Below are 21879 nucleotides of genomic sequence, written 5' to 3'. Positions count from 1 at the left end.
CACCTCAGGGATCACTCAGGCAACACTGTCAAGATCTCACGAAGAACTGACAGAATCGCGACCGGCACCGTTCACCTCCGGCACGGCGCCCCGTCCGAGCGCATCGACGGCCCGACACCCCCGATCGCGGCCGGCGCCCGACACGTCGCACACGAAAGGACATCAGCGTGTTCCGAGTAATCGGCACATTCGTGTATCGAATGCGCTTCCTCGTCATCGCGGTGATGATCGCACTGATGGCGGGACTCGGGCTATACGGTCTCGATCTCAGCAAGCATCTGAGTCAGAGCGGTTGGTTCGACCCCACGTCGGAATCCGATCTCGGTGCCCGCTACGCCGACAAGGCACTGGGACGCGATCACACGTCTGATGTCATCCTCCTGGTCACGCCACCGGAGGGCACGACGGTCGACGACCCGACCTTCGGCAAGAAGGTCGAGACCTTCGTCGAAGACCTCATCGCCACCCACCCCGACATCGTCGGGCGCGCCGACCCGGGCCTCTACGACCCGTTCCTCGTCCAGCCCGCACAGAGTGCAGTCCAGGAGCGACTGTTCACCCCGGACAAACGTCAGGCCTTCATCAGCATCGGTGTCGCCGGCAACGACGACACCACGGTGCTGGCCAACTACAACACCATCGAACCGTTCTTCGACGACATCGCCGAACGCTTCGACATACCCGGCGCCACCTTCGAACTCGCCGGCCTGCAGCCGGTCTCCGGGTCGATGGCCGACGGCATGGACAAGGACATCAAGCGCGCCGAGGTGATCGCGCTGCCGGTCGTCGCGCTCATGCTGTTCTTCGTCTTCGGGGGCGTCGTCGCGGCGTGTCTGCCGGTCCTGATCGGCGGCCTGACGATCGCGGGATCGCTGGGCATCATGAAGATCCTCGCGCTGACCACCGAGCTCAACATCTTCGCGCAGTCGGTGGTCACGCTGATCGGTCTCGGCATCGCGATCGACTACGGCCTGTTCATCGTCTCGCGCTTCCGAGAGGAACTCGGCGAGGGCTATTCCACGAAGGCCGCGGTCCGAAGAACGGTGATGACCGCGGGTCAGACCGTGGTCTTCTCGGCGACCATCATCGTCGCCGCCCTCGCCTGCCTGCTGATCATGCCGCAGGGATTCCTCAAGTCGGTGGCCTACGGCGCCATCGCCTCGGTCTCCCTCGCCGCGATCCTGTCGATCACCGTGCTGCCGGCGATCCTGGGCATCCTCGGGCCACGGGTCAACATGCTGTCGATCGGCTCGATCCTCAAGTACACCGCGATCCCGCTGGTCCGCCGCTTCTCGACCGAGGAGCGCGCCGTCGCGCTGGAGAACCGCTTCTCCGGCCGGATGAAGACCAGCCAGGAAGTCGAGAACGGCTTCTGGGGACGCCTCGCGACGTGGGTGATGAAGAACCCGCTGAAGACGGCGATCCCGACCGTGCTCCTCCTGCTCGCCCTGACGGTCCCGTTCGGCAGCATCCAGTTCGGCGGCATCAGCGAGAAGTTCCTGCCGCCGGACAACTCCGCACGTGTCGCGCAGGAGAAGTTCGACGAGTACTTCCCCAGCGAGCGCACCGAGGCGGTCAAGCTCGTCATCGTCTACGACGAGACAAACCAGGAAGACCAGAACAAGCTCGAGGCCATCGCCCGCCAGGCCGACCAGGTTCCGGGCTTCACCAACAAGTTCAGTGATCCCGACAAGGCCGGCTTCGGTTCGTACGACGCCGAGCGGTACCCGAACGTGGGCGTCTACCAGGTCTCGGCCGGCCTGGTCGACCGCACCAAGGCGGCCAAGGCGATCGACCAGCTCCGGGCGATCGACACCCAGGGCCTCACCATGTACGTGACGGGCACCCCTGCGCTCACCCAGGATTCGATCGACGCGCTGATGAACCGGTTGCCCTTGATGGCGATCATGCTGGTCCTGATCACCGGACTGCTGATGTTCCTGCAGTTCGGATCGCTGGTCCTGCCGATCAAGGCGGCGTTGATGACCGCTCTCGGTCTCGGCGCGACCCTGGGCATCCTGACCTGGATCTTCGTCGACGGCCACGGCGCGGGCCTCGCGAACTTCACCCCGGGTCCGCTGTTCGCCGCGATCCTGGTCCTGATCATCGCGATCATCTTCGGTCTCTCCACCGACTACGAGGTGTTCCTGCTCTCCCGAATGGTCGAGGCCAGACAGCGGGGAGCCAGCACCACCGAGTCCATCCGGAGCGGCATCGCCCACACCGGCGGGATCATCACCGCGGCGGCGGCGATCCTAGTCGTCGTGACCGGCGCCTTCAGCCTGTCCGACATCGTGATGATGAAGTACATCGCGTACGGCATGATCGCGGCGCTCATCCTCGACGCCACCGTGATCCGCATGCTGCTCGTGCCGTCGGTGATGAAGCTGCTCGGCGACGACTGCTGGTGGGCACCTCGCTGGATGCAGACCGTGCAGCGCAAGATCGGTCTCGGCGAGGCCGTCCTCGAGGACGAGCCCGACGAGCAGCGCGACTCCCGCGCGGCCCGCAAGATGAGTGCCGGCACGCTGGTCGCGGAGGCCCCGACCTCGGTCATGGCCGCAGCCCGGCCGCGCACCGCGCCCACCGGACCTGCACCCGCTCGCCGAGGGGCACCCGGACGCGACGGCCGGCAGCCCGTTCCCCCGCGTCCCGCACCCGGCGCACCCATGACGAACGCGCCCCAGCCCGGTGTACCCCAGCCGAACGGGCCGCTCACCAACGCGCCGGCGGCGAAGACGCGCCAACCCGGTGCACCCGTGCAGCGCAACGGAGGCCCGGGTCCCGTCCCGCCCGCACCCATGCCCGGGGACTCCCCCGGTCGCGCGGCCCCCGGCCGTGTCGGTCCGTCGGCACCGCCCACCGCGCAGCCGGCCGGTTCCCGGGCACCGGGCGCGTCGGCCGAGGCACCTCGTCCCGAGCGGCGCCCGATGGCGCCGTACCGGCGATCGGGTCTACCCAAGAGCGACCGTCCGGACACCGGCGGGTGGACGCTCGGCGAGGGCGGCATCCGCCTCGGCGACGCCGCCCCGCGGGGGAACGGCGACCGCCCGACGGGCACCACTCCCCCGCCGGCACCGCCGGTCCAGGCGCCTCAGCCGGCCGCCGCACCTGCGCGTGACGCCGATTCGCGGTCCCCACTGGGTCGACGCCCGACCCTCGACGACGCGGGTCGCCGGCCGCTGGCCGCATCTGTGTCGCCGGAGAACTCGACGCCGACGACTCGTGGTCGCCGGACCTCGGGACCGTCGCCGATGGAGCGTGGACTGAGTCCGGACGCCACCCCGGCGGCCACGCCCCGTCCGGGAACCGGCCCCGTCCCGCCGTCCGGGGAGGCCGACTCGGGCCGTCGACGCCCGCGGACCGACCGGCACGCCCGCTCGGACGAGACCGGTGACGACGCCCAGATCAGCGTGCAGGAGCTGCTGAAGCGCAGCCGCTCCGAGAAATGAGCACCGAGAAGTGAGTCGCCGACGGCCGGTGGGGGTTCGCCCCCGCCGGCCGTTCTCGTTATGGATCCGGTGTCGGCGTGGATCAATCGCGGATTGGTCAGGACTGGACATTGCCCCGATGTGACTGTGCCCACACCTGACGCATGATGTCTTCCAGCCCACCAACGCTGGAGGTACAGCCCGCATGGACTCTTCGACCTGGACGTCTCCGGAGCACCGTCGCAGTGTGCTCTGGATCGTCACCCTCGCCGCCGTCGCGATCGTCTTCGACGGCTACGACCTCGTCGTCTACGGCACGGTCCTGCCCACGCTGCTCGAGGACCCGGGACAACTGGGCAGTCTCACCCCGGCCACCGCCGGCGCTCTCGGTTCCTACGCCCTCGTCGGCGTGATGATCGGCGCCCTGGCGGCCGGAGCGTTCGGCGACCGGGTCGGCCGGCGCCGGATGATGTTGTTCAACATCGTGTGGTTCTCGGTCGGCATGGCGTTCACCGCGCTCGCGACCGACCTCGTCTCGTTCGGAATCCTGCGCTGTCTCACCGGTATCGGCATCGGCGGCCTGGTCGCGACCGCGGGGGCGATGGTCGCCGAGTTCGCGCCGACCTCCAAGCGAAACCTGTTCAACGCCATGGTCTACAGCGGGGTCCCGGCGGGCGGTGTCCTCGCCTCGGTGCTGGCGATGCTGCTCGCCGATCACATCGGGTGGCGCGGTCTGTTCTGGATCGGAGCACTGCCCCTCGTCACGCTCCTTCCGCTGGCGGTGCTCAAGATGCCCGAGTCCCCGCAGTGGCTCGCGGCACGCGGACGGTACGAAGAGGCCCGTCGGATCAGTACGCACACCGGTATTCCCGTCGATCTGCGCGCACGCCATCTCGGCATCGCGCCGGAATCCGTGCCCGCGAAACTCGGCTTCGCCGCCCTCGCCACGCGCCGATTCGCTGTTCCCACAATGCTTCTGGGAATGATGAGCTTCGTCGGACTGCTCTTGACCTACGGCCTGAACACCTGGCTTCCGCAGATCATGAAGGCGAACGGATTCGATGCGAAGGGATCGCTGTCGTTCCTGCTGGTCCTCAACGGCGGCGCCATCGTCGGCGGCCTGATCGCCGCCCGGTTCGCCGATCGCCGCGGCCCGCAGCAGGTGGTCGCGACATCGTTCTGCCTGGCCACCTTTGCGCTCGTGTGCCTGACCTTCGGTCTGCCGCTGCCGATCCTGCTCGCCGCTGTCGCGGTCGCCGGCACGGGCACCATCGGAACCCAGGTGCTGATCTACGGTTTCGTGTCGAACTTCTATCCGACCGAGGCCCGCGGCGCGGGTGTCGCCTGGTGCGCCGGCTTCGGCCGCCTGGGTGGGATCGTCGGTCCGGCCGTCGGCGGTCTGCTGATCGGCGCCGGGATCTCGTCGGGCACGGCGTTCTACCTGTTTGCCGGCATCGCGCTGGCCGGCGCGGCGGCCACGCTGCTGGTGGTCACACCGAGGGAGGCGCCGCCGACGCCGGTCCTGCCGACCGCGCTCGCTGCCACCGAATAGTCGCCAGGCACAACAGGTTCGACGGACGGTCTGGACGAGGACTCAGTCCTCCTCCAGGCCGTGCTCGATGACGTAGCGGGTCAGCTCCACCCGATTGCCCAACTGCAGTTTACGGAGCGTGGCCTGGACGTGGTTCTCGACCGTGCGGTGGCTGAGGGACAATCGCCGGGCGATCTGTTTGGCGCTCAACCCTTTCGCCACGAGTCGTAGAACCTCGGTCTCCCGCTCGGTCAGGACCGGCGTCGCCGGGGAGGCATCCGGCTGCTGCGACATCCGGCGGTACTCGCCGAGGACGAGGCCGGCGAGTCCGGGTGTGAAGACCGCCTGTCCGTCGGCGGTCGCACGGACCGCGGACACCAGCTCCTCGCGTGATGACGACTTCACGAGATATCCACTCGCCCCGGCCTTCACGGCCTCGAGAACGTCGTCGCGCTCCCCGGAGGCCGACAGCACGAGGATGCGGGTGCGCGGCGAGACCTCGAGCACCTCCGCGGTCGCATCGGCGCCGGAGCCGTCGGGGAGTTGCATGTCCATCAGCACGACGTCCGGCGTGACCGCGGCGGCACGTCGGCCCGCACTGGCCACCCCGTCGGCGGTGGCGACCACGTCGAAGCCCTCGTCGGCGAGATCTCGGGCGACCGCGTCGCGCCAGATCGGGTGATCGTCGACGACCATGATCCGCAGCCGTCCGGCCTCACCGTCCACCATGCGCCCACCCTCCGATTCGACCGTGCCCATCCGTCTCTCCCATCAGTCCCGCCGACCCTCGGTCCTACCGGCCCAACTGCCGCGGAACGGTGAACTCCCACTCGGTCCCGCCACCGGGTTCGGTGTCGAGGACGACCCTGCCACCCAGCGACTCGATCCGTCCGACAATGGATTTCGCGACACCGAGACGGCCTTGCGACACCGCTTGCGCCAACCGGCCCTCACCGATCCCGACGCCGTCGTCGCGCACACTCACCACCACGTCGTCCCCGAGATCCTCCACCAGGATGTAGGCCCGCGCTCCGGGACCCGCGTGGTGGTGGGTGTTGTCGAGGGCGTTGACCACCGCGGCGCGGATCTCCTGCCCGATGTGAGCCGGTACCGGAACGGGGTCGGCGGGTGCGCTCACCGAGACCCGGTCGTCGGCGAAGACCCGCAGGGCGGCCGCGAGGTCGACGTCGGCGGTTCCTCCTGCGCCGTCGAGCACGGATTCCGGGCTCGCGTCGCCGTCGGAGATCAATCGGCGCAGAGCCCGTTCCTGTTCGGCGGCGAGCGAAGCCAGTTCTGCGGTGGGCCCGCCGATCTCACGTCCGCGCCGGGCGATGAGTGCGAGCACCTGTAACACTCCGTCGTGCACCTCGCGCGACAGGCGTTCGCGTTCCTCGGCTGCCGCCGCGATTCGTGCTGCCGCCGAGAGCTTCTCATGGGAGCGCCGGGCATTCGCCGCGGCCAGCCCCACTGCCATACCGGTCGCGACGATCACGATGATCGTGGCGTTGCGTCCGAAGTTCAGGTTCAGCTCGCCCTTGACGAACGTGCTCGTTCCCCCGACGACGAGTCCGGCGACGATCCCGCCGACCGGTCCCGACAGGATCGCCACCGAGATGACCGCGTTGGTGGCCCACAGCGTCGTCGGCCAGGTCTGGTTGTTCCACGCCCAATCGGCGTCGGCGACATACGAGGTGGACAGCATCAGGCCGCAGACTACGACGACCTCGACGCTCACCCAGTAGCGGTTGCGGGCGAAGCCGACGAAGTACCCGACGCCGCTGACCGCCGTCCAGACGGTCAGCAGACCGAAGAGCGCCCACGCGACGGCCCGATGTTCCAGGTCGTCGTTGATCGCCAGCTGGAAGCCGAGCGCGTAGAGATAGGACAGGAGCCGGAAGATCTGCGCACCACGCCATAGTGGGCCGACCGGATCGACGTCGGCGGCGCGGGCCAACCGGCCCGCCTCGGTGTCCCGCATCTGCGCGACCCACCGCGCCGACGGCTGCGCGCTCATGACGTCCCGGGGTCCTGCGGTTTCGACTCGGGCTCGGCCGATTTCGGGGTCTCTCCGTCCGCCGTCGTCCCGCCTTCGGCCAGCACGTCCGCGGTCGCATCGGGATCGGCGGTGTCCCACACGGGTTCACTGGGTTCGGCGACGTACCCGCCGGTGACCGCCTCGGAAGCGGCGTGGGCGTCCGAGGTGCCCTTCAGGTGCCGAATCGCGGTGTTGAGGAAGGCGATCAGCGGCACCGCCAGCAAGCCGCCGATGATCCCCGCCGAGACCAGGCCCGCGGCGATGCCCAGGACCACCGCGACCGGATGCAACCGGACCGAACGGCCCAGCAGGAACGGCTGCAGCACATGGCTTTCGAGCTGCATCACGCCGACCACGATCGCGAGTGCCACGACCGCCGCGATCCAGCCCTGGGTGATCAGGGCGACCAGCACGGCCAGCGAACCGCTCAGCAGCGCACCGACGATCGGGATGAACGCTCCCAGGAACACCAGCGACGCCAGCGGAAGCGCGAGCGGCACCTGGAGGATCGCGAGGCCGACGCCGATTCCACAGGCATCGACGAAGGCCACGGCGACCGTTGCCCGGACATAGCCGACGAGCGTTCCGAACCCGGCGATCCCCGCTCGCCACACCCGATCGCGACTTCCGTCGGGCACGACGCCGGTCGAGAACCGCCAGATCTGGCCGCCGCCGTAGAGGAAGAAGATGAGGAGGAAGAGGGTGAGCAGAGCACCGGTGATGATCTCGCTCGCCGTGGTGGCGGTCGCGAGCGCACCGCTGGTGACCCGGTCCTGGTTGTGCTGCAGGAAGTCGAGGATGTCGGTGCCCGCGTTGCGAACCTGCTCGGGGTCGAGATCGAGCGGCCCCTCGATCAACCACGACTTGGTGCGTTCCACGGTGGCGCTGACCTCTTCGACCAACTGCGGGACGCCGCGCATGAACTCGCGCACCACGAAGGTCATGACCCCGGCGATGAAGCCCAGGGCCAGGAGGATGTTGAGGAGCACCGCCAGCGATCGCGGCACCCCGCGACGGTCGAGGGCGTCGACCGCGGGCACGAGCATCGCCGCCACGAGGATCGCCAGCGCGACCGGGACCAGGACCTCTTCGAACTCCACGAACAGCTTCGCGGCGACGTAAGCGGTGACGAGGAGCAGGAGCAGTCGCCACGCCCATTCCGCGGCGGCCCGCACCTGCGGGTGGACCCTGGCACGGTCGAGGGACGCGAGGTCGGGGGCAACGGACGGCCGACCGGCCGGTTCGGCTTCGCTCACGAGAGCAACAGTAGACAGTGGAGTCACCCGACGGTGGTGGACATGCTGGAGTACACCCTGGCCTAGGGTGTCACCTATGTCGGAGGATGTTGGCTCGCCGGGGGACGTGACCGCCCGCCCCGCCTCCCGTCCCCGCTTCTGGTGGGTGCGCTGGGTCCTCCTTGCCGTCGTCCTGGTGATCCTCGGTGTCGAGATCGTGCTGATCTGGCCCGAGTTGAAGGGCGCGTGGCTACGCATCGGCGAGATCAAATGGCACTGGGTGTTCGCCTGCGTCGTGGCCGCGATGCTGTCGATGGACAGCTTTGCTCAGGTCCAGCGTGCGCTGTTGCGCTCGGCCGGCGTCCGGGTGACGCAGTGGAAGTCGCTCTCGGTCATCCTCGCCGCCAACTCGCTGAGCCAGACGATGCCGGGCGGCCAGGTGCTCGCCCCGGCCTTCACCTACCGCGAGACCCGCAAGTGGGGCGCGACCCCGGTCGTCGCGTCGTGGCAGGTCGTGATGTCGGGTCTGCTCGCGGGTGTCGGACTCGCGGTTCTCGGCTTCGGCGGCGCACTGCTCGCCGGCGCCAAGACCAGCCCGTTCTCGGTCGTCTTCTCGGTGGCCGGGCTGCTCGCCGTCGCCGTCGTCCTGCAGTACCTCGCGAGCCATCCCGAATCGTTGAAGAGCACCGGCATCCGGATGCTGGGGTGGACCAACCAGATCCGCAACAAGCCCGACGATCACGGCACCGAGAAGCTCCTCGAGCTGCTGGAACAGCTCCGGGCGGTCCAGCTCACCAAGCGCGACACCTCCATCGCTTTCGGTTGGAGCCTGTTCAACTGGGTCGCCGACGTCGCCTGTCTGATGTTCGCCTGCTGGGCCGTCGACGCACATCCGAGCATCGCGGGACTGATGGTCGCCTACGCGGCGGGCAAGGCCGTCGGTACGGCGATCCCGCTGCTCCCGGGCGGGATCGGGGTAGTCGACGCCGTGCTGGTCCCGGCCCTCACCAGTGCCGGGATGCCCGCCGCCGACGCGATCACCGCCGTCCTGATCTACCGCATCATCAGCTACGTGTTCGTCGCGGCGGTCGGCTGGGTCGTCATCGCGCTCATGTTCCGCAACCGGATCAGGCGCGACGACACCTTCATCGACGAGGTGGAGCGCGACGTCGACGCGGCCGCGCGCGAGGACTCCTCCGGTACGGAACCCGGTCAAGGGTCCGACACTGATCCGCCGCCGGACCCGGTACGGTAATCCACCATGTCGATCCCGAACCCCGCCGAGGAGGGGACCTCGCCGGTGCGGGGGACCGCGACCGGACCGGTCGCCGCCCTGTTCGACGCGGTGGCCATCACGATCTTCGTGGTGATCGGCCGGGCCAGCCACGAAGAGGGGTACGCACCGGCCGCCTTCCTGCACACGCTGTGGCCGTTCCTGGTCGGATGTGCGGCCGGCTGGTCGATCACCTACGTGTACGCCCACGTGCGGTCCAGCGACTTCTTCGGCCACGACTTCCGGCCCGACCGCGTCGTGCCGGTCGGGATCGTCATCTGGTTCTGCACGGTGACCGTCGCGATGATCCTGCGGTTCATCCTCAGCCAGGGTGTGGCGGTCAGCTTCGTCATCGTCGCGACCGTGACGCTGGCGCTGTTCCTGCTCGGGTGGCGCGCGGTCTTCGCCTACCTGGGCCGCCGCGCCGCCACCCGCTGACCCCTCGCCGGCGTCTCGGACTGCCGGTGTTCGCGCCTACTTGATGGTGAAGTACTTCTGCGCCACCTGGAGCGCAGCGGTGCCCGACTTCGGCCCCTCGGTGTAGATCACGACGACCTGACCGCCCTGGACACCGACGAACCAGCCGGGGCCTTCCGGGCCGTTGGTCCCGACGAGCGCCTTCAAGCCGGGTGCACGGGTGAGGTCGCTGGCGTCTCCGGTGGCCGCGGTGGTGGTCATCGCCTTCAGGATCGGACCGACGAGCGCGGGGTCGAGGCCGCCGAGCTCACCACCGGCGACCTTGGTGGGCACGTTCTTCAGGACGAACGGCGCCACCGATGACGGCTGTCCCGCCGCGGCGCGTGCCAGTGCGACGCCGAACGCACCCATGTTGGTCATCGACATGTTGGTCTGGCCCGGGCGGTAGCCGATGGTCGCGATCCCGGGCTGGCCCGGCGTGGGAACACTGGCCCCCGGCACAGTGAACTGGACACCGAGACCGAGGCGGTCGAGCAACGTCTCCGCCTTCTCGGGTTGCGGCCCGGCGATGCGCCCGACCTCGTCGAAGACCGGGTTCAGCGTCGAGCCGACCGGGTAGGCCCGATCGATCTCGATGCCACGCTCGACCGCATAGGTGTTCTGCGCCATGCCCAGGATGGCGCCGCTCTGCGCGTCGAGGGTCAGGATCGTGGCCGGCTGCCCCACCTCGACCGCAGCGTCGCCGAGGGTCAGCTGCACACCCTGATCGACGGTCGACAACACATCCGGTCCGGGCGGCCCCTGTTCACCGGCGAGGCGGCGCGGCCGGAGGCCCGGGTTGACCATCTCGACCTGCCAGCCGGCCGTGGCATCGCGGATCGCCTGCCAGTAGTTGGTCAGGCCGTCCTCGAGCGGCGACGACAACCGACGGTCGGCCATCACGAGTTTGTCCGTGCGGTTGACGCTCACACCGGGCACCCGCCCGGGGTCGCCGGCGAGAACCTGCATGTCGGGATCGCGCAGCGTGACGGCGATGACCGGCTTACCCGGCGTCTCGGCCAGCTTCTCGCCGATGACCGCGGGGGTGATCAGCGGCGCGATCGGCGCGATCACGCCGGCCAGCGCTCGCGTCGTGGCCGCCAGATCGCGGGTTTGTGCAGGGTCGATGACGATTTCGTTGACCGGCTGGAGGTACATGAAGACCTTGCCCGACCAGCTGCGCACCGACGGCGCGGGTGTCGCGTCGGTGCGGATCTCGCGGAGGTGGCCGCCGGCACCGAGGCCGGGATGCAGGACCGCCGGATCCCAGGTGACCTTCCACCCGGACGACAGCTTCCGCGCGGTTCCCTCGCTGTTCGCCTCGTAGACGCGCCCCTTGTCCCAGTTCCACTTGGTGGTCAGGGCGAAGGTCGCGGTGCCGTCGCTGTACTCGACGGGTTTCTCGATGTCGACGTCGATCCGTTGTGCCGACATCTCTTTCAGCGTCGTGGTCAGACTCTCACCGGCTTGACCAGGGGCCGTCGTGAACTGCGCGGCACCGCCGGCGTCCTGGCGGCTCAGCGCGGTGGCGAAAGCGTCGATGGCGGCGGCGGCACCGGTGTTGGACGTTCCGGTGAGCGAACAGGAGCTCACGACGACGGCACAGGCGACCGCGGCACAAGCGGCGGACGTTGCGCGCTTGACCCAGATCTTCATGACGACAATTTTCACTCTTGTAACACTCGAAATCGACGCTCCCAGCTTCCATTCGGGAATCAAGCCGGTCACGAACGCGTCTCGTCCCGCAATCTTCGCGCCACAGCTGACGGCCGGGGGTGGTTCCGTTCACGAAACCGCGGCAAACCGGACCCCGGCCCGAGTCGTCCGACTGCGATGATGGACCCATGGCTTTCACGGTGATCCCCGGCGACGATCGCATGGTCACGACGACCGACTGGCTCACCTCGCGGCATGGGTTCTCCTTCGGCGATCACTATGATCCCGACAACACCCACTTCGGCGCCCTCCTCGCGTTCAACGACGAACAGGTGGCGCCCGGCGAGGGCTTCGAACTCCACCACCATCAGGAGAGCGAGATCGTCACCTGGGTGGTCTCCGGGACGCTCGTGCACCGCGATTCGGCCGGGCACTCGGGCGTGCTCTATCCGGGTCTCGTGCAACGGATGAGTGCCGGCACCGGCGTCGAACACTCCGAGCGCAACGACTCCTGGCCCGGGCTACCGGGTTCCGGGACCGAACCGGTGCGCTACGTGCAGATGTGGCTCATGCCCGACCGGCATGGACTCGCTCCGTCCTACGACCAGGCCGACGTCGCCGACCGACTGGCGGCCGGCGAGCTGGTCCCGGTCGCCTCCGGTGACCCCGACCGTGGGGCCGCGATCTCGGTCGCCAACGCCGGCGCCACCCTCTTTGCCGCTCGGCTGAGCCCCGGCGGGACGGTCGAACTCCCGACTGCCCGCTTCACACACCTGTTCGTTGTCGAGGGCCAGGCAGAGGCCACCGTCGAGGGGGAATCCGCCGCCTTGAACGCCGGGGACGCCGTGCGCGCCGTCGACGCCGAACTGATGTCGATCACCTCCGGCGCCGGCGCCGAGATCCTCGTCTGGTCGATGGCGACAGGGCTCGGGGGTTCCTCCGCCGGCTGAGTGGGCGAGGAGCTTGCGACGAGCCGTGTCGAAGCCCTGTCCTACTCCGTCCGCGACAGCGCGTGCAGATCCTTCGCCGTCGGCGACTTCTCAACGGTGTCCGGGTCGGGGTAGGTCCGGAGCAACCGGTCGGCGGTCCCGGCGGTGGTGACCGTGAACCAGTAGTGCTCGTTGCGGTAGTGGTGGAACCGGTGGTTGCGCCAGAGTCGGCGGTAGAACGCGTGTCGCGGCCGGTAGTCGGAGTGGATCAGGTAGTGCGTCCACTCGTAGACCAGGCCGATCGCCGGAAGTACGACGAGGAACGTGAGTCCCCGCTCGACGCTGGTGAAGACCAGCAGTCCGACGACGAGCGCGGCGACGATCACGACGATCAGCACCTGCCATGGGATGAAGATGAGCGGGATGTTGCGGGGGTTGTGATGATGCTCCCGGTGTTTGCGCGAGACGAGCGGATCGATGGTGATCGGCCCCAGCCGCTTGGGGCGCCAATGCAGGACGAACACGTGGATCAGCCACTCCACCAGCGGGAAGCTCGCGACCATGACGACGGGGACGATCAGGTCGGCGAGACCCCAGCCGCCCAACCACACTCGTGCCACCAGCGCGGCGACGAGGAAAGCCGCCATGATCCACGGCGACGGGTGCCTGAGGAACTCGGCGAAGGCGTCGCGCAACGACATCGAGTGCCGCGATCGCATGCGTCGTTCCTCGGCGGCCACCTGTCGGCGTGCCCGGATGTCGATCTCGTCGGCGGACATCAGTGTCCCTCTCCCTGTTTGGTGTCGGTTTTCTGGTCGGTCTCGGCGTTCTCGAGTGCCTCGCACACTGCGAGCAGAGTCGCCGTCGCGGGTTCGAGCAGAGCTCTGGCCGCGACCTCGGCCCGTTCGGGTTCGTGCGCGGCGATGGTGTCGACGAGCGCCCGGTAGCCCTCGATGTTCCCGACCTCGGGTTCCAGGACCCCGGCGAGAGCGGGGACAGCGGGCTCGTAGGCGGCGCGCAGCGAGTTGTACATGAGCCGGAAGGCGATCGAGTCGCCCGCGTCGACAACGGCGCTCCAGAACTCGAGGGCGGCGACCTGCTGGCCGATCGGGTCCGACTCGGCGGCGAGATGATCGAGGACCGCTCTGATCGCGACGAGATCGTTGTCGGTGGCACGCCGCGCCGCGAGGCGGGCGACCTCCGGTCCGACGGCGGCACGCGCCTCGATGATCGACCGCGCGACGCCGGGCACGAGCGCCCCGCCGCGGAGGAGCAGCCTCGGCAGCAGGTCGAGTCCGCCCGTGCGGGCGATGTCCTGGATGCGCGCGCCGTCGCCCTGGCGGATGGTGACCAGGCCGGCCGCTGCGACTCGCTTGAGAGCCTCGCGCACCGTCGGCCGGGAGACCCCCAGCATCCGCGCCAGTTCCCGCTCGCTGGGGAGCGCCTCGCCGGCAGCCAGATCGCCGGACAGCACGCCTTCGACGATCTGGTCGAAGACGATCTCGGGTGCGCTCTGCTGGGTCACCGGCTCGAAGGGCATACGTGTGACGGTAACCACGCTCGGTCAGGTGGTCAAGTGGTCAGACCAATTTCGCCTGGTCGGAAGCGCTGCACGTGGCCGCGCTGTCTCGACGTCGCGAATCCGTGATGAAGTCGCGATTCTGCGAGGTCAGCGCAGCTGATCGAGGAGCCGCAGCCACACCTCGCTGACCGTCGGATACGACGGGACCGCGTGCCACAACCGCGCAAGCGGAACCTCTCCGACGATCGCGACCGTCGCCGAGTGCACGAGTTCACCGGTCTGCGGTCCGACGAAGGTCGCGCCGAGGAGGACATCCCGCGTCGCGTCGACGACCACGGACGCGTACCCCGAGTAGTCCGGCCCCAGCAGATACGACCCGGCCACCGAGATCTCACCCTCGGCGACCCGCACGTCGATCCCGGCGTCGGCGGCCTGCTCCCGGGTCAGCCCGACCGACGAGATCTCCGGTCGGGTGAACACCACCTGCGGCACCGCGGCATGGTCGGAACCGGCGACGTACCTGATGTCGTCGAGTTCCCGGCCCTCGGCCCGCGCGGCGATGACGTCACCGGCGACCCGCGCCTGATACTTACCCATGTGGGTCAGCGCATTGCGGCCGTTGACATCTCCGACCGAGTAGAGCCAGGGGTGGCCCGGCACGGTGAGGTGATCGTCGACCCCCAGCGGCCCCTCGGCCGTCAGTCCGAGCGCGTCGAGACCCACATCGGTTGTCGCCGGCGACCGTCCGGCCGCAACCAGGATCTCGTCGACGGTGAGCTCACCCGCACCGTCGCCGGTGAGCCGGACGACCGCCGGGCCGCCGTGCAGTCGCCCGTATCCCGAGCCAGTGGCATCGGGCCGGTCGACCGCCTCGATCGTCGTCCCGAAGCGGAGGTCGGCGCCGCGCGCCCGCAGCGCGTCGGCAACCCGTTCTCCGGCAAAGGGTTCCATCCGTGGCAGCAGCCGGTCCCCGCGGATCGCCATCACGAGGCCGCGCACGCCGAGGTCGAGCAGCCACGTCGCGGCCTCGCAGGCCACGACCCCGCCGCCGAGCACCACCACCCGCTCCGGGATCTCGAGGATGTTGGTCGCGTCGCGCGACGTCCACGGCAGCGCCTCGCGCAGTCCCGGGATCGGCGGGACGGAGGCGGTGCTTCCGGTGGCGATGACCACCGCCTCGCGCGCGGTCAGCAGTTGGTCACCGACTCGGACCTGCTTCTCGCCGACGAGCCGGCCATGGCCGCGGATCACCTCGATACCGGCACCGTTGGCCCACCGCACCTGACCGGCGTCGTCGTGCGTCGCCCCGCCCCGATGTGCCGAGCTGTCGTCCAGCCGGCCGGTGACCGTGTCGCGCCACTCGAGCACGCCGGAGGGTTCCGGGTTCGACGCCGACGCCCGTTCCCGGGATCCGCCCAGCGATCGCGCCTCGCCGAGAGCGTTCCCGGGGCCGAGCAGCGCCTTGGACGGCATGCACGCCCAGTAGGAGCACTCCCCGCCCAGCAGTTCGTGTTCGACGATCGCGGCGGTGCGATCGCTGCCCCGTATCGCATAGTCTGCGGCGTTCTCGCCCACCGGCCCGCCGCCGATCACGACGACGTCGTAGCTGGTTTCTCCCACCATGGATCCACCGTAGGGACCTGCGCGGGACCTCGCGCGATTTCGCCGGTACCGAACGCTGCTGACGGATCGCCCATCCGGTGACAGGATGGAGCGCGTGACTGCTTCGAATACCGATCTCAAGTCCGGACTCGACCTCGAGTGGGTCGACGATTCCGTCCGCATCCAGGACGATCTGTTCGCCCACGTCAACGGCAAGTGGTTGGAGTCGCACGTCATCCCCGACGACCGTTCCGTCGACGGAGCGTTCCACGTGCTGCGCGACAACTCCGAGGAGAACGTTCGCGACATCATCACCGAGTGTGCGAAGTCGAGCCCCGCGAGCGGCTCCGACGCACAGAAGATCGGCGACCTCTACGCGTCGTTCATGGACACCGACCACATCGAGGCGCTCGGCATCGGCCCGATCACCGGCGAGCTCGAGAAGATCGCCGCCATCGACTCGGTGGACGCACTCGCCCGGCGCATCGGCCGGCTCCAGCGTCACGGCGCCGGCGGACTGTTCGGCTACTACGTCGACACCGACGCCAAGAAGTCCGACCGCTATCTGGTGCACGTCACCCAGTCCGGGCTCGGCTTGCCCGACGAGTCGTACTACCGCGAGGACAAGCACGCGGAGACCCGCACCGCCTACATGGCGCATGTGGAGCGGATGTTCGCCCTCGCCGGGTTCGACGATGCGGCCACCCGCGCCGCCACCATCCTCGACCTCGAGACCGCCATCGCGGCCGAGCACTGGGACGTGGTGAAGCGCCGCGACGCCGAACTCACCTACAACCTGATGACGCTGGACGAATTCTCATCCGCCGCAGACGGTTTCCCGATCGGCGAGTGGTTGGGCGGCCTGGGCACCACTGGTGATCCGACCTTCGCCGAGGTCGTCGTCGCCCAACCCTCGTTCGTGTCCGGGGCGTCGGCACTCATCGCCTCGCGTCCGCTGGACGAGTGGAAGACCTGGCTGACGTGGCGCCTCCTCCGCTCCGCGGCGTCGTACCTGTCGTCGGACTTCGTCGACGAGAACTTCGATTTCTACGGCCGCACGCTGACCGGCGCGGAGACCATCCGCGACCGCTGGAAGCGCGGCGTCGGGTTCGTCGAGGGCGCGATGGGCTTCGCGGTCGGCAAACTCTATGTGGCCAAACACTTCCCGCCGGAGGCCAAGGCCCGGATGGACGAGTTGATCGCCAACCTGGTGAAGGCTTATCGCCGCAACATCTCCGAACTCCCGTGGATGACCCCGGACACCCGGGAGAAGGCCCTCGCGAAACTCGAGAAGTTCACCCCGAAGATCGGCTACCCGGCCAAGTGGCGCGACTACAGCGCACTGAGCGTCGACCGTGGCGATCTCATCGGGAACGTCGCGCGCGCATCGTCGTTCGAGCAGGACCGCGAGTTCGCCAAGATCGGCGGACCGGTCGATCACGACGAATGGTTCATGACCCCGCAGACGGTCAACGCCTACTACAACCCGGGCATGAACGAGATCGTCTTCCCCGCGGCCATCCTGCAGCCGCCGTTCTTCGATCCCGAGGCCGACGACGCGGTCAACTACGGCGGCATCGGCGCGGTCATCGGCCACGAGATCGGCCACGGGTTCGACGACCAGGGCGCGAAGTACGACGGCGACGGAAACCTCGTCGACTGGTGGACGGACCTCGACCGCACCGAGTTCTCCTCCCGCACACGTAAACTCATCGATCAGTACGGCGAGTTCACCCCGACGGGCCTCGACCCGGAGCACAAGGTCAACGGCGACTTCACCATCGGTGAGAACATCGGCGACCTCGGCGGGCTGTCGATCGCGCTGGTTGCCTATGAGATCGCCAATGAAGGCACCGAACCCCCGGTGATCGACGGGCTGACGGGTACGCAGCGAGTCTTCTTCAGCTGGGCGCAGATCTGGCGCACCAAGACCCGCGACGCCGAGGCGATCCGCCGCCTGTCCATCGATCCGCATTCGCCGCCGGAGTTCCGCTGCAACGGCGTCGTGCGCAACATGGATGCGTTCTACGAGGCCTTCGACGTGAAGCCCGGCGACGACCTGTATCTCGAACAAGAGCAGCGGGTTCGGATCTGGTGAGCGAGGCATCCGGCGCCCGCGGCCCGCATGACGGCGCCCCGCCGCCGGTACCGGGGTCGCGGGATGCCCTCGTCCTGGCGAAGGGCCGCGAGCTGACGGTCGCGCTCCTCCGGCCCATCGGCGCCGCCGTCGTGCTGCTGGCCGGGTACTTTCTGCTGCCGATCAACAAGAACAGCGACCTCAACGTCCTCGGCATGCTGCTCGGCGCGACCCTGCTCGTGTCGTTCTGCGTCTGGGAGGTCCGCAGGTTCGCCCGGTCGATCCATCCGATCGCGACCGCGATGGAGATGTTGGTCGCCCTGGCGACCTTTTATGTCGTCGCCTTCGCCGCCACGTACTACCTGTTCTCCGAATACGATCCGGGCAGCTTCAACGAGTACCTCACCCGCGTGGACGCCCTGTATTTCTGCCTGACGGTGTTCACCACGACGGGCTTCGGCGACATCGCCGCGGATTCACAGGGCGCCCGGGTAGCGGTGTCGATCCAGATGGCCAGCACCCTGGTGCTCCTCGGCCTGGGGTTGCGATTCCTCAACCTGCTGATCAATCAGCGACGCCAGGCCACCGCGGGGTGACCTGGCGTCGTCGATTCGCGTGTCGTCGGAGCGATCAGTAGTCGTCTTCCCCGTAGACGATCATGCCGCGAATGTTGTTGCCCGCCAGCATGTCGTCGTAGGCCTCGTTGATCTGGTCGAGCCGGTAGGTGTTGGTCACCAGGTCGTCGAGGTTGAGTTTGCCCGCGCGGTATTCGTTGAGCAGGGCCGGGACCTGGGTCCGCGGGCTCGCGCCGCCGAAGATCGCACCCTGCACCCGCTTCTGCATGAGCGTGAGGTCGAACAGGTTCATCTGGGCGTCCATCGCCTGGAAGTTGCCCATACCCACGACGACGACCTGTCCGCCCTTGCCGGTGAGGGCCAGAGCGGGCGCGATCATCGAGCCGTCGATCTCACCGACGGTGAGGATGGTGGTGTTGGCCATCTTGCCCCAGGTGATGTCGCCGATCGCCTCGAGTGCCGCCTCCATCGACGGGAAGGTGTGTGTCGCACCGAGTTTCTCGGCCATCTGCAGCTTGAACGGCACCGGGTCGACGGCGATCACGTGCCGGGCGCCGGCGGCGGCCGCACCCTGGATCGCGTTGATGCCGACACCGCCGATGCCGACGACGATCACGGTGTCGCCGGCGTGGGTGCCACCGATCTCGACCGCCGATCCCCAACCGGTCGCCACACCGCATCCGAGGAGTGCCGCGGCCTGGAGCGGGATGTCGTCCTCGATCTTCACCACCGATGCCTGGTTGACGGTGATGTACGGCGCGAAGGTGCCGAGCATGCACATCTGCACGAGCGGGAGCCCGTCGTGTGTGTGCGCGCGGTTCGTGTCGTCGGAAATCGCGAGGCCGGTCAGCAGACGCGCACCCTCGTCGCAGATGTTCTGCTGGCCCCGCGAACAGGGTTCGCAGGTGCCGCACGCCGGGATGAACGCGGTCACGACGTGGTCGCCTTCCTTGAAGTTCGAGACGCCCGGGCCGACCTTGGTCACCACACCGGCACCTTCGTGACCTCCCAGCACCGGCATCGGTGCCGGACTGTCACCGGTGCGGAGGTGATGATCGCTGTGGCAGAGACCCGAGCTGACGAGCTTCACCTGGACTTCGCCTGCCACCGGGTCGCCGAGCTCGAATTCCTCGATCTGCCACTTCTCACCCGGATTCCGGAGAACTGCACCCTTGGTCTTCACATGTACTCCTCGCTCGTGCCGCCCCGAGACAGGGCGTCAGATATCGCCGTCTACTTACGCGACGTAGCTCACATGTTGGTCCACGCACTCGGTTGCCGCAGCCATTTCACGCGATCCGTGCCGTGTGTTTGCGCGGCGGCCATCCGGCACGTGCTCGGCGTCGAATCGGTTGCATGCGACCGTCCTCGAGCCCCTTGTCGGCACGTGAGAGCAACACATGGAACGATGGCCCCATGCCGGACAAGACCGTTTCGAGTCCCCGTCCCACCCGCAAGCTCCGCTGGCTGATCCCCGCGCTCCTACTCCTCGCCTGGCTGATCGTCGGCGGGATCACGGGACCCTTCGCCGGCAAGCTCGCGAGCGTCGCGAGCAACGACAACAGCTCGTTCCTTCCCGCCTCGGCCGAGTCGACGCAGGTTCAGAACCTTCTGGCCGACTTCCAGGACACCGACGAGATCCCTGGCATCGTCATCGCCGAACGCTCGAGCGGGATCACCCCCGGCGACCTCGAGTTCCTGCGCACCACCACCTCCGACCTGGCCGGCACGCCCGGTTTCGGTCCGGCGGTCTCCCCGCCCATCCCGTCGCAGGACGGCCAGGCCGCGCAGGTCTTCGTCCCGATCCAGAGCGCCGGCGAACCCGCCGACACGGTCGAGATCCTGCGCGACAAACTGGCGAACGCCCCCGACGGCCTGACGGTCGCGGTCACCGGCCCAGCGGGCCAGGTCGCCGACCTCGGCGAGGCCTTCGCCGGCATCGACGGGCTGCTGCTACTGGTCGCGGGCGCCGTCGTGATCCTGATCCTGATCGTCGTCTACCGCAGCCCGATCCTGCCGTTCGTGGTGGTCATCTCCGCGGTCTTCGCCCTCGGACTCGCGTCGGGGCTCGTCTACTTCCTGACCAAGCAGGGCGTTCTCGACCTCAACGGTCAGAGCCAGGGCATCCTGTTCATCCTGGTGTTCGGCGCGGCGACGGACTACGCGCTGCTGCTCGTGTCCCGGTATCGCGAGGAACTGATCGCGACCGAGGACAAATACGCGGCGCTCCGGCAGGCGTGGCGCGCCACGATCGAGCCGGTCGCGGCGTCGGCGGGAACAGTCATCGCCGGTGTCCTGTGTCTGCTGCTGTCCGATCTGAACTCCAACAAGAGCCTCGGCCCGGTCGCCGCGATCGGCATCGTCGCATCGTTCCTGGCGTCGATGACCTTCCTGCCCGCCGCGCTCGCGCTCCTCGGCCGCTCCGCGTTCTGGCCGCTTCGCCCCAAGTACGCCCCCGAGACCTCGGCCGACAGCGGTGCCACCCACCGCCTGTGGAAGCGCATCGCGGACACCGTCGCCTCCAAGCCGCGCGCCATCTGGGCCGGCACGCTGATCGTGCTGCTCATCGGCGCGGCGTTCGCCCCCACCTTCAAGGCCGACGGCATCGCCTCGACCGACTTCTTCATGGGCTCGGTCGAGTCCGTGGAGGGCGCCGAGATCCAGGCGAAGCACTTCGACGCCGGCAGCGGCACGCCCACCTACGTCATCGCCGATCAGGCCGCCGGAACCGCGGTTCTCGAGGCGGTTCGTGCGACCGACGGCGTGGCCAACGCCGAACTGATCACCGAGGGCGACGCCCCGAAGGTCGTCGACGGCAAGGTCGCGATCACCGCGACGCTGACCGACAACGCGGAGTCGCTTGCCGCCCAGGAGACCGTCACCGACATCCGATCGGCGGTGGACTCCGTCCCGAACGCCGACGCGCTGGTCGGCGGCACCACCGCCATCGATCTCGACACCCGCGAGACGTCGATCCACGACCGCAACCTGATCATCCCGATCGTCCTGATCGTGGTGTTCCTCGTGCTGGTCGCGCTGCTCCGCAGCATCCTGGCACCGGCGATCCTGCTGGCGACCACGGTGCTGTCGTTCGCGACCACCTTGGGCGTGGCGGCGCTGCTGTTCAACGGCCCGTTCGGCTTCCCCGGCGCCGATCCGGTGGTCCCGCTGTTCGCCTTCGTGTTCCTCGTGGCGCTCGGCATCGACTACAACATCTTCCTGATGACCCGGGTGCGCGAAGAGGCGCTGCGGCACGGGACCCGGATCGGCATGATCCGCGGTCTCACCGCGACCGGCGGTGTCATCACCTCGGCCGGTGTCGTGCTGGCGGCGACGTTCGCGGCACTCGCCGTGATCCCGCTGCTGTTCCTCGCACAGGTGGCGTTCCTGGTCGCGTTCGGTGTCCTCATCGACACCCTCATCGTGCGCACGCTCCTGGTTCCCGCCCTGACCCTCGACATCGGCCGCAAGATCTGGTGGCCCAGCGCCCTCACGAAGAAACAAGATCCGGACGCGGCCCGGGAGCCGGTCCTCGACAAGGCGTAACATCAGCCACG

At 68.5% G+C, this 21879-nt stretch carries 16 protein-coding genes; 8 read left to right on the top strand and 8 right to left on the bottom strand.

Features of this window, described 5'->3' with window-relative positions:
- The first annotated feature begins 167 nt into the window (after positions 1-167).
- Both GOALK_RS01895 and GOALK_RS01890 read left to right on the top strand, forming a co-directional pair.
- Entirely contained in the window at positions 168-3452 is a 3285-nt protein-coding gene (locus tag GOALK_RS01895; protein ID WP_006357088.1) for an MMPL family transporter, read from the top strand.
- A 184-nt stretch (positions 3453-3636) separates the two neighbouring features.
- Positions 3637-4983 (top strand): MFS transporter, encoded by a 1347-nt coding sequence (locus GOALK_RS01890; RefSeq protein ID WP_006357087.1) that lies wholly within the window; start codon positions 3637-3639, stop codon positions 4981-4983.
- 42 nt (positions 4984-5025) lie between these two features.
- Here GOALK_RS01890 and GOALK_RS01885 read toward each other — a convergent pair whose 3' ends face one another.
- The 3 genes from GOALK_RS01885 to GOALK_RS01875 are packed head-to-tail and all read right to left on the bottom strand — an operon-like array spanning position 5026 to position 8253.
- Positions 5026-5721 (bottom strand): response regulator, encoded by a 696-nt coding sequence (locus tag GOALK_RS01885; protein ID WP_006357086.1) that lies wholly within the window; start codon positions 5719-5721, stop codon positions 5026-5028.
- 34 nt (positions 5722-5755) lie between these two features.
- Positions 5756-6976, bottom strand: a complete 1221-nt coding sequence (macS, locus tag GOALK_RS01880; RefSeq protein ID WP_006357085.1) for a MacS family sensor histidine kinase — start codon at positions 6974-6976, stop codon at positions 5756-5758.
- Positions 6973-8253, bottom strand: coding sequence for an AI-2E family transporter (locus GOALK_RS01875; protein ID WP_006357084.1), 1281 nt, complete (start codon positions 8251-8253; stop codon positions 6973-6975). The genes macS and GOALK_RS01875 overlap by 4 nt, the downstream gene beginning before the upstream one ends.
- Before the next feature lie 76 nt (positions 8254-8329).
- Here GOALK_RS01875 and GOALK_RS01870 point away from each other — a divergent pair, with 76 nt between their 5' ends.
- A complete protein-coding gene (locus GOALK_RS01870; protein ID WP_006357083.1) occupies positions 8330-9487 on the top strand; it encodes a lysylphosphatidylglycerol synthase transmembrane domain-containing protein in 1158 nt (385 codons plus the stop codon).
- 6 nt (positions 9488-9493) lie between these two features.
- Positions 9494-9943 carry a DUF3054 domain-containing protein gene (locus GOALK_RS01865; protein WP_006357082.1) on the top strand — a complete coding sequence of 150 codons (450 nt, stop codon included), beginning with the start codon at positions 9494-9496 and terminating at the stop codon, positions 9941-9943.
- Between the two features lie 36 nt (positions 9944-9979).
- On the opposite strand, the gene GOALK_RS01860 is transcribed toward GOALK_RS01865, so the two are convergent.
- Positions 9980-11617 carry an NTF2-like N-terminal transpeptidase domain-containing protein gene (locus GOALK_RS01860; protein ID WP_035753751.1) on the bottom strand — a complete coding sequence of 546 codons (1638 nt, stop codon included), beginning with the start codon at positions 11615-11617 and terminating at the stop codon, positions 9980-9982.
- Between the two features lie 188 nt (positions 11618-11805).
- On the opposite strand from GOALK_RS01860, the gene GOALK_RS01855 reads away from it, so the two are divergent.
- Positions 11806-12567 carry a pirin family protein gene (locus tag GOALK_RS01855; protein WP_006357080.1) on the top strand — a complete coding sequence of 254 codons (762 nt, stop codon included), beginning with the start codon at positions 11806-11808 and terminating at the stop codon, positions 12565-12567.
- 41 nt (positions 12568-12608) lie between these two features.
- Here GOALK_RS01855 and GOALK_RS01850 read toward each other — a convergent pair whose 3' ends face one another.
- From GOALK_RS01850 to GOALK_RS01840, 3 genes are all read right to left on the bottom strand, one after another.
- On the bottom strand, positions 12609-13325 hold the full coding sequence (locus GOALK_RS01850; protein WP_006357079.1) for a sterol desaturase family protein: 717 nt from the start codon (positions 13323-13325) through the stop codon (positions 12609-12611).
- Positions 13325-14086 carry a FadR/GntR family transcriptional regulator gene (locus tag GOALK_RS01845; protein WP_035753749.1) on the bottom strand — a complete coding sequence of 254 codons (762 nt, stop codon included), beginning with the start codon at positions 14084-14086 and terminating at the stop codon, positions 13325-13327. The genes GOALK_RS01850 and GOALK_RS01845 overlap by 1 nt, the downstream gene beginning before the upstream one ends.
- 129 nt (positions 14087-14215) lie before the next feature.
- Positions 14216-15691: a dihydrolipoyl dehydrogenase family protein gene (locus tag GOALK_RS01840; protein WP_006357077.1), complete on the bottom strand. Its 1476-nt coding sequence runs from the start codon at positions 15689-15691 to the stop codon at positions 14216-14218.
- 85 nt (positions 15692-15776) lie between these two features.
- On the opposite strand from GOALK_RS01840, the gene GOALK_RS01835 reads away from it, so the two are divergent.
- Both GOALK_RS01835 and GOALK_RS01830 read left to right on the top strand, forming a co-directional pair.
- Positions 15777-17768, top strand: coding sequence for a M13 family metallopeptidase (locus GOALK_RS01835; RefSeq protein WP_006357076.1), 1992 nt, complete (start codon positions 15777-15779; stop codon positions 17766-17768).
- Positions 17765-18343, top strand: coding sequence for a potassium channel family protein (locus GOALK_RS01830; protein ID WP_006357075.1), 579 nt, complete (start codon positions 17765-17767; stop codon positions 18341-18343). Before GOALK_RS01835 ends, GOALK_RS01830 begins: the two co-directional genes overlap by 4 nt.
- 34 nt (positions 18344-18377) lie before the next feature.
- On the opposite strand, the gene GOALK_RS01825 is transcribed toward GOALK_RS01830, so the two are convergent.
- Entirely contained in the window at positions 18378-19505 is a 1128-nt protein-coding gene (locus GOALK_RS01825) for an NDMA-dependent alcohol dehydrogenase (RefSeq protein WP_006357074.1), read from the bottom strand.
- A 233-nt stretch (positions 19506-19738) separates the two neighbouring features.
- Between GOALK_RS01825 and GOALK_RS01820 the strand changes: the two genes are divergently transcribed.
- A complete protein-coding gene (locus GOALK_RS01820; protein ID WP_006357073.1) occupies positions 19739-21868 on the top strand; it encodes an MMPL family transporter in 2130 nt (709 codons plus the stop codon).
- The last annotated feature ends 11 nt before the right edge of the window (positions 21869-21879 follow it).

It is taken from the genome of Gordonia alkanivorans NBRC 16433 (assembly GCF_000225505.1).
GTDB classification, from domain to species: Bacteria; Actinomycetota; Actinomycetes; order Mycobacteriales; family Mycobacteriaceae; genus Gordonia; species Gordonia alkanivorans.
This window is presented reverse-complemented; position numbering and strand designations above follow the sequence as displayed.

Bases quoted from the DNA above. Each gene is read 5' to 3' on its own strand.
- GOALK_RS01890 (WP_006357087.1), top strand. From the start codon at position 3,637: ATGGACTCTTCGACCTGGACGTCTCCGGAGCACCGTCGCAGTGTGCTC.
- GOALK_RS01885 (WP_006357086.1), bottom strand. From the start codon at position 5,721: ATGGGCACGGTCGAATCGGAGGGTGGGCGCATGGTGGACGGTGAGGCC.
- macS (WP_006357085.1), bottom strand. From the start codon at position 6,976: ATGAGCGCGCAGCCGTCGGCGCGGTGGGTCGCGCAGATGCGGGACACC.
- GOALK_RS01870 (WP_006357083.1), top strand. From the start codon at position 8,330: ATGTCGGAGGATGTTGGCTCGCCGGGGGACGTGACCGCCCGCCCCGCC.
- GOALK_RS01865 (WP_006357082.1), top strand. From the start codon at position 9,494: ATGTCGATCCCGAACCCCGCCGAGGAGGGGACCTCGCCGGTGCGGGGG.
- GOALK_RS01860 (WP_035753751.1), bottom strand. From the start codon at position 11,617: ATGAAGATCTGGGTCAAGCGCGCAACGTCCGCCGCTTGTGCCGCGGTC.
- GOALK_RS01855 (WP_006357080.1), top strand. From the start codon at position 11,806: ATGGCTTTCACGGTGATCCCCGGCGACGATCGCATGGTCACGACGACC.
- GOALK_RS01850 (WP_006357079.1), bottom strand. From the start codon at position 13,325: ATGTCCGCCGACGAGATCGACATCCGGGCACGCCGACAGGTGGCCGCC.
- GOALK_RS01845 (WP_035753749.1), bottom strand. From the start codon at position 14,086: ATGCCCTTCGAGCCGGTGACCCAGCAGAGCGCACCCGAGATCGTCTTC.
- GOALK_RS01840 (WP_006357077.1), bottom strand. From the start codon at position 15,691: ATGGTGGGAGAAACCAGCTACGACGTCGTCGTGATCGGCGGCGGGCCG.
- GOALK_RS01835 (WP_006357076.1), top strand. From the start codon at position 15,777: ATGGAGCGCGTGACTGCTTCGAATACCGATCTCAAGTCCGGACTCGAC.
- GOALK_RS01820 (WP_006357073.1), top strand. From the start codon at position 19,739: ATGCCGGACAAGACCGTTTCGAGTCCCCGTCCCACCCGCAAGCTCCGC.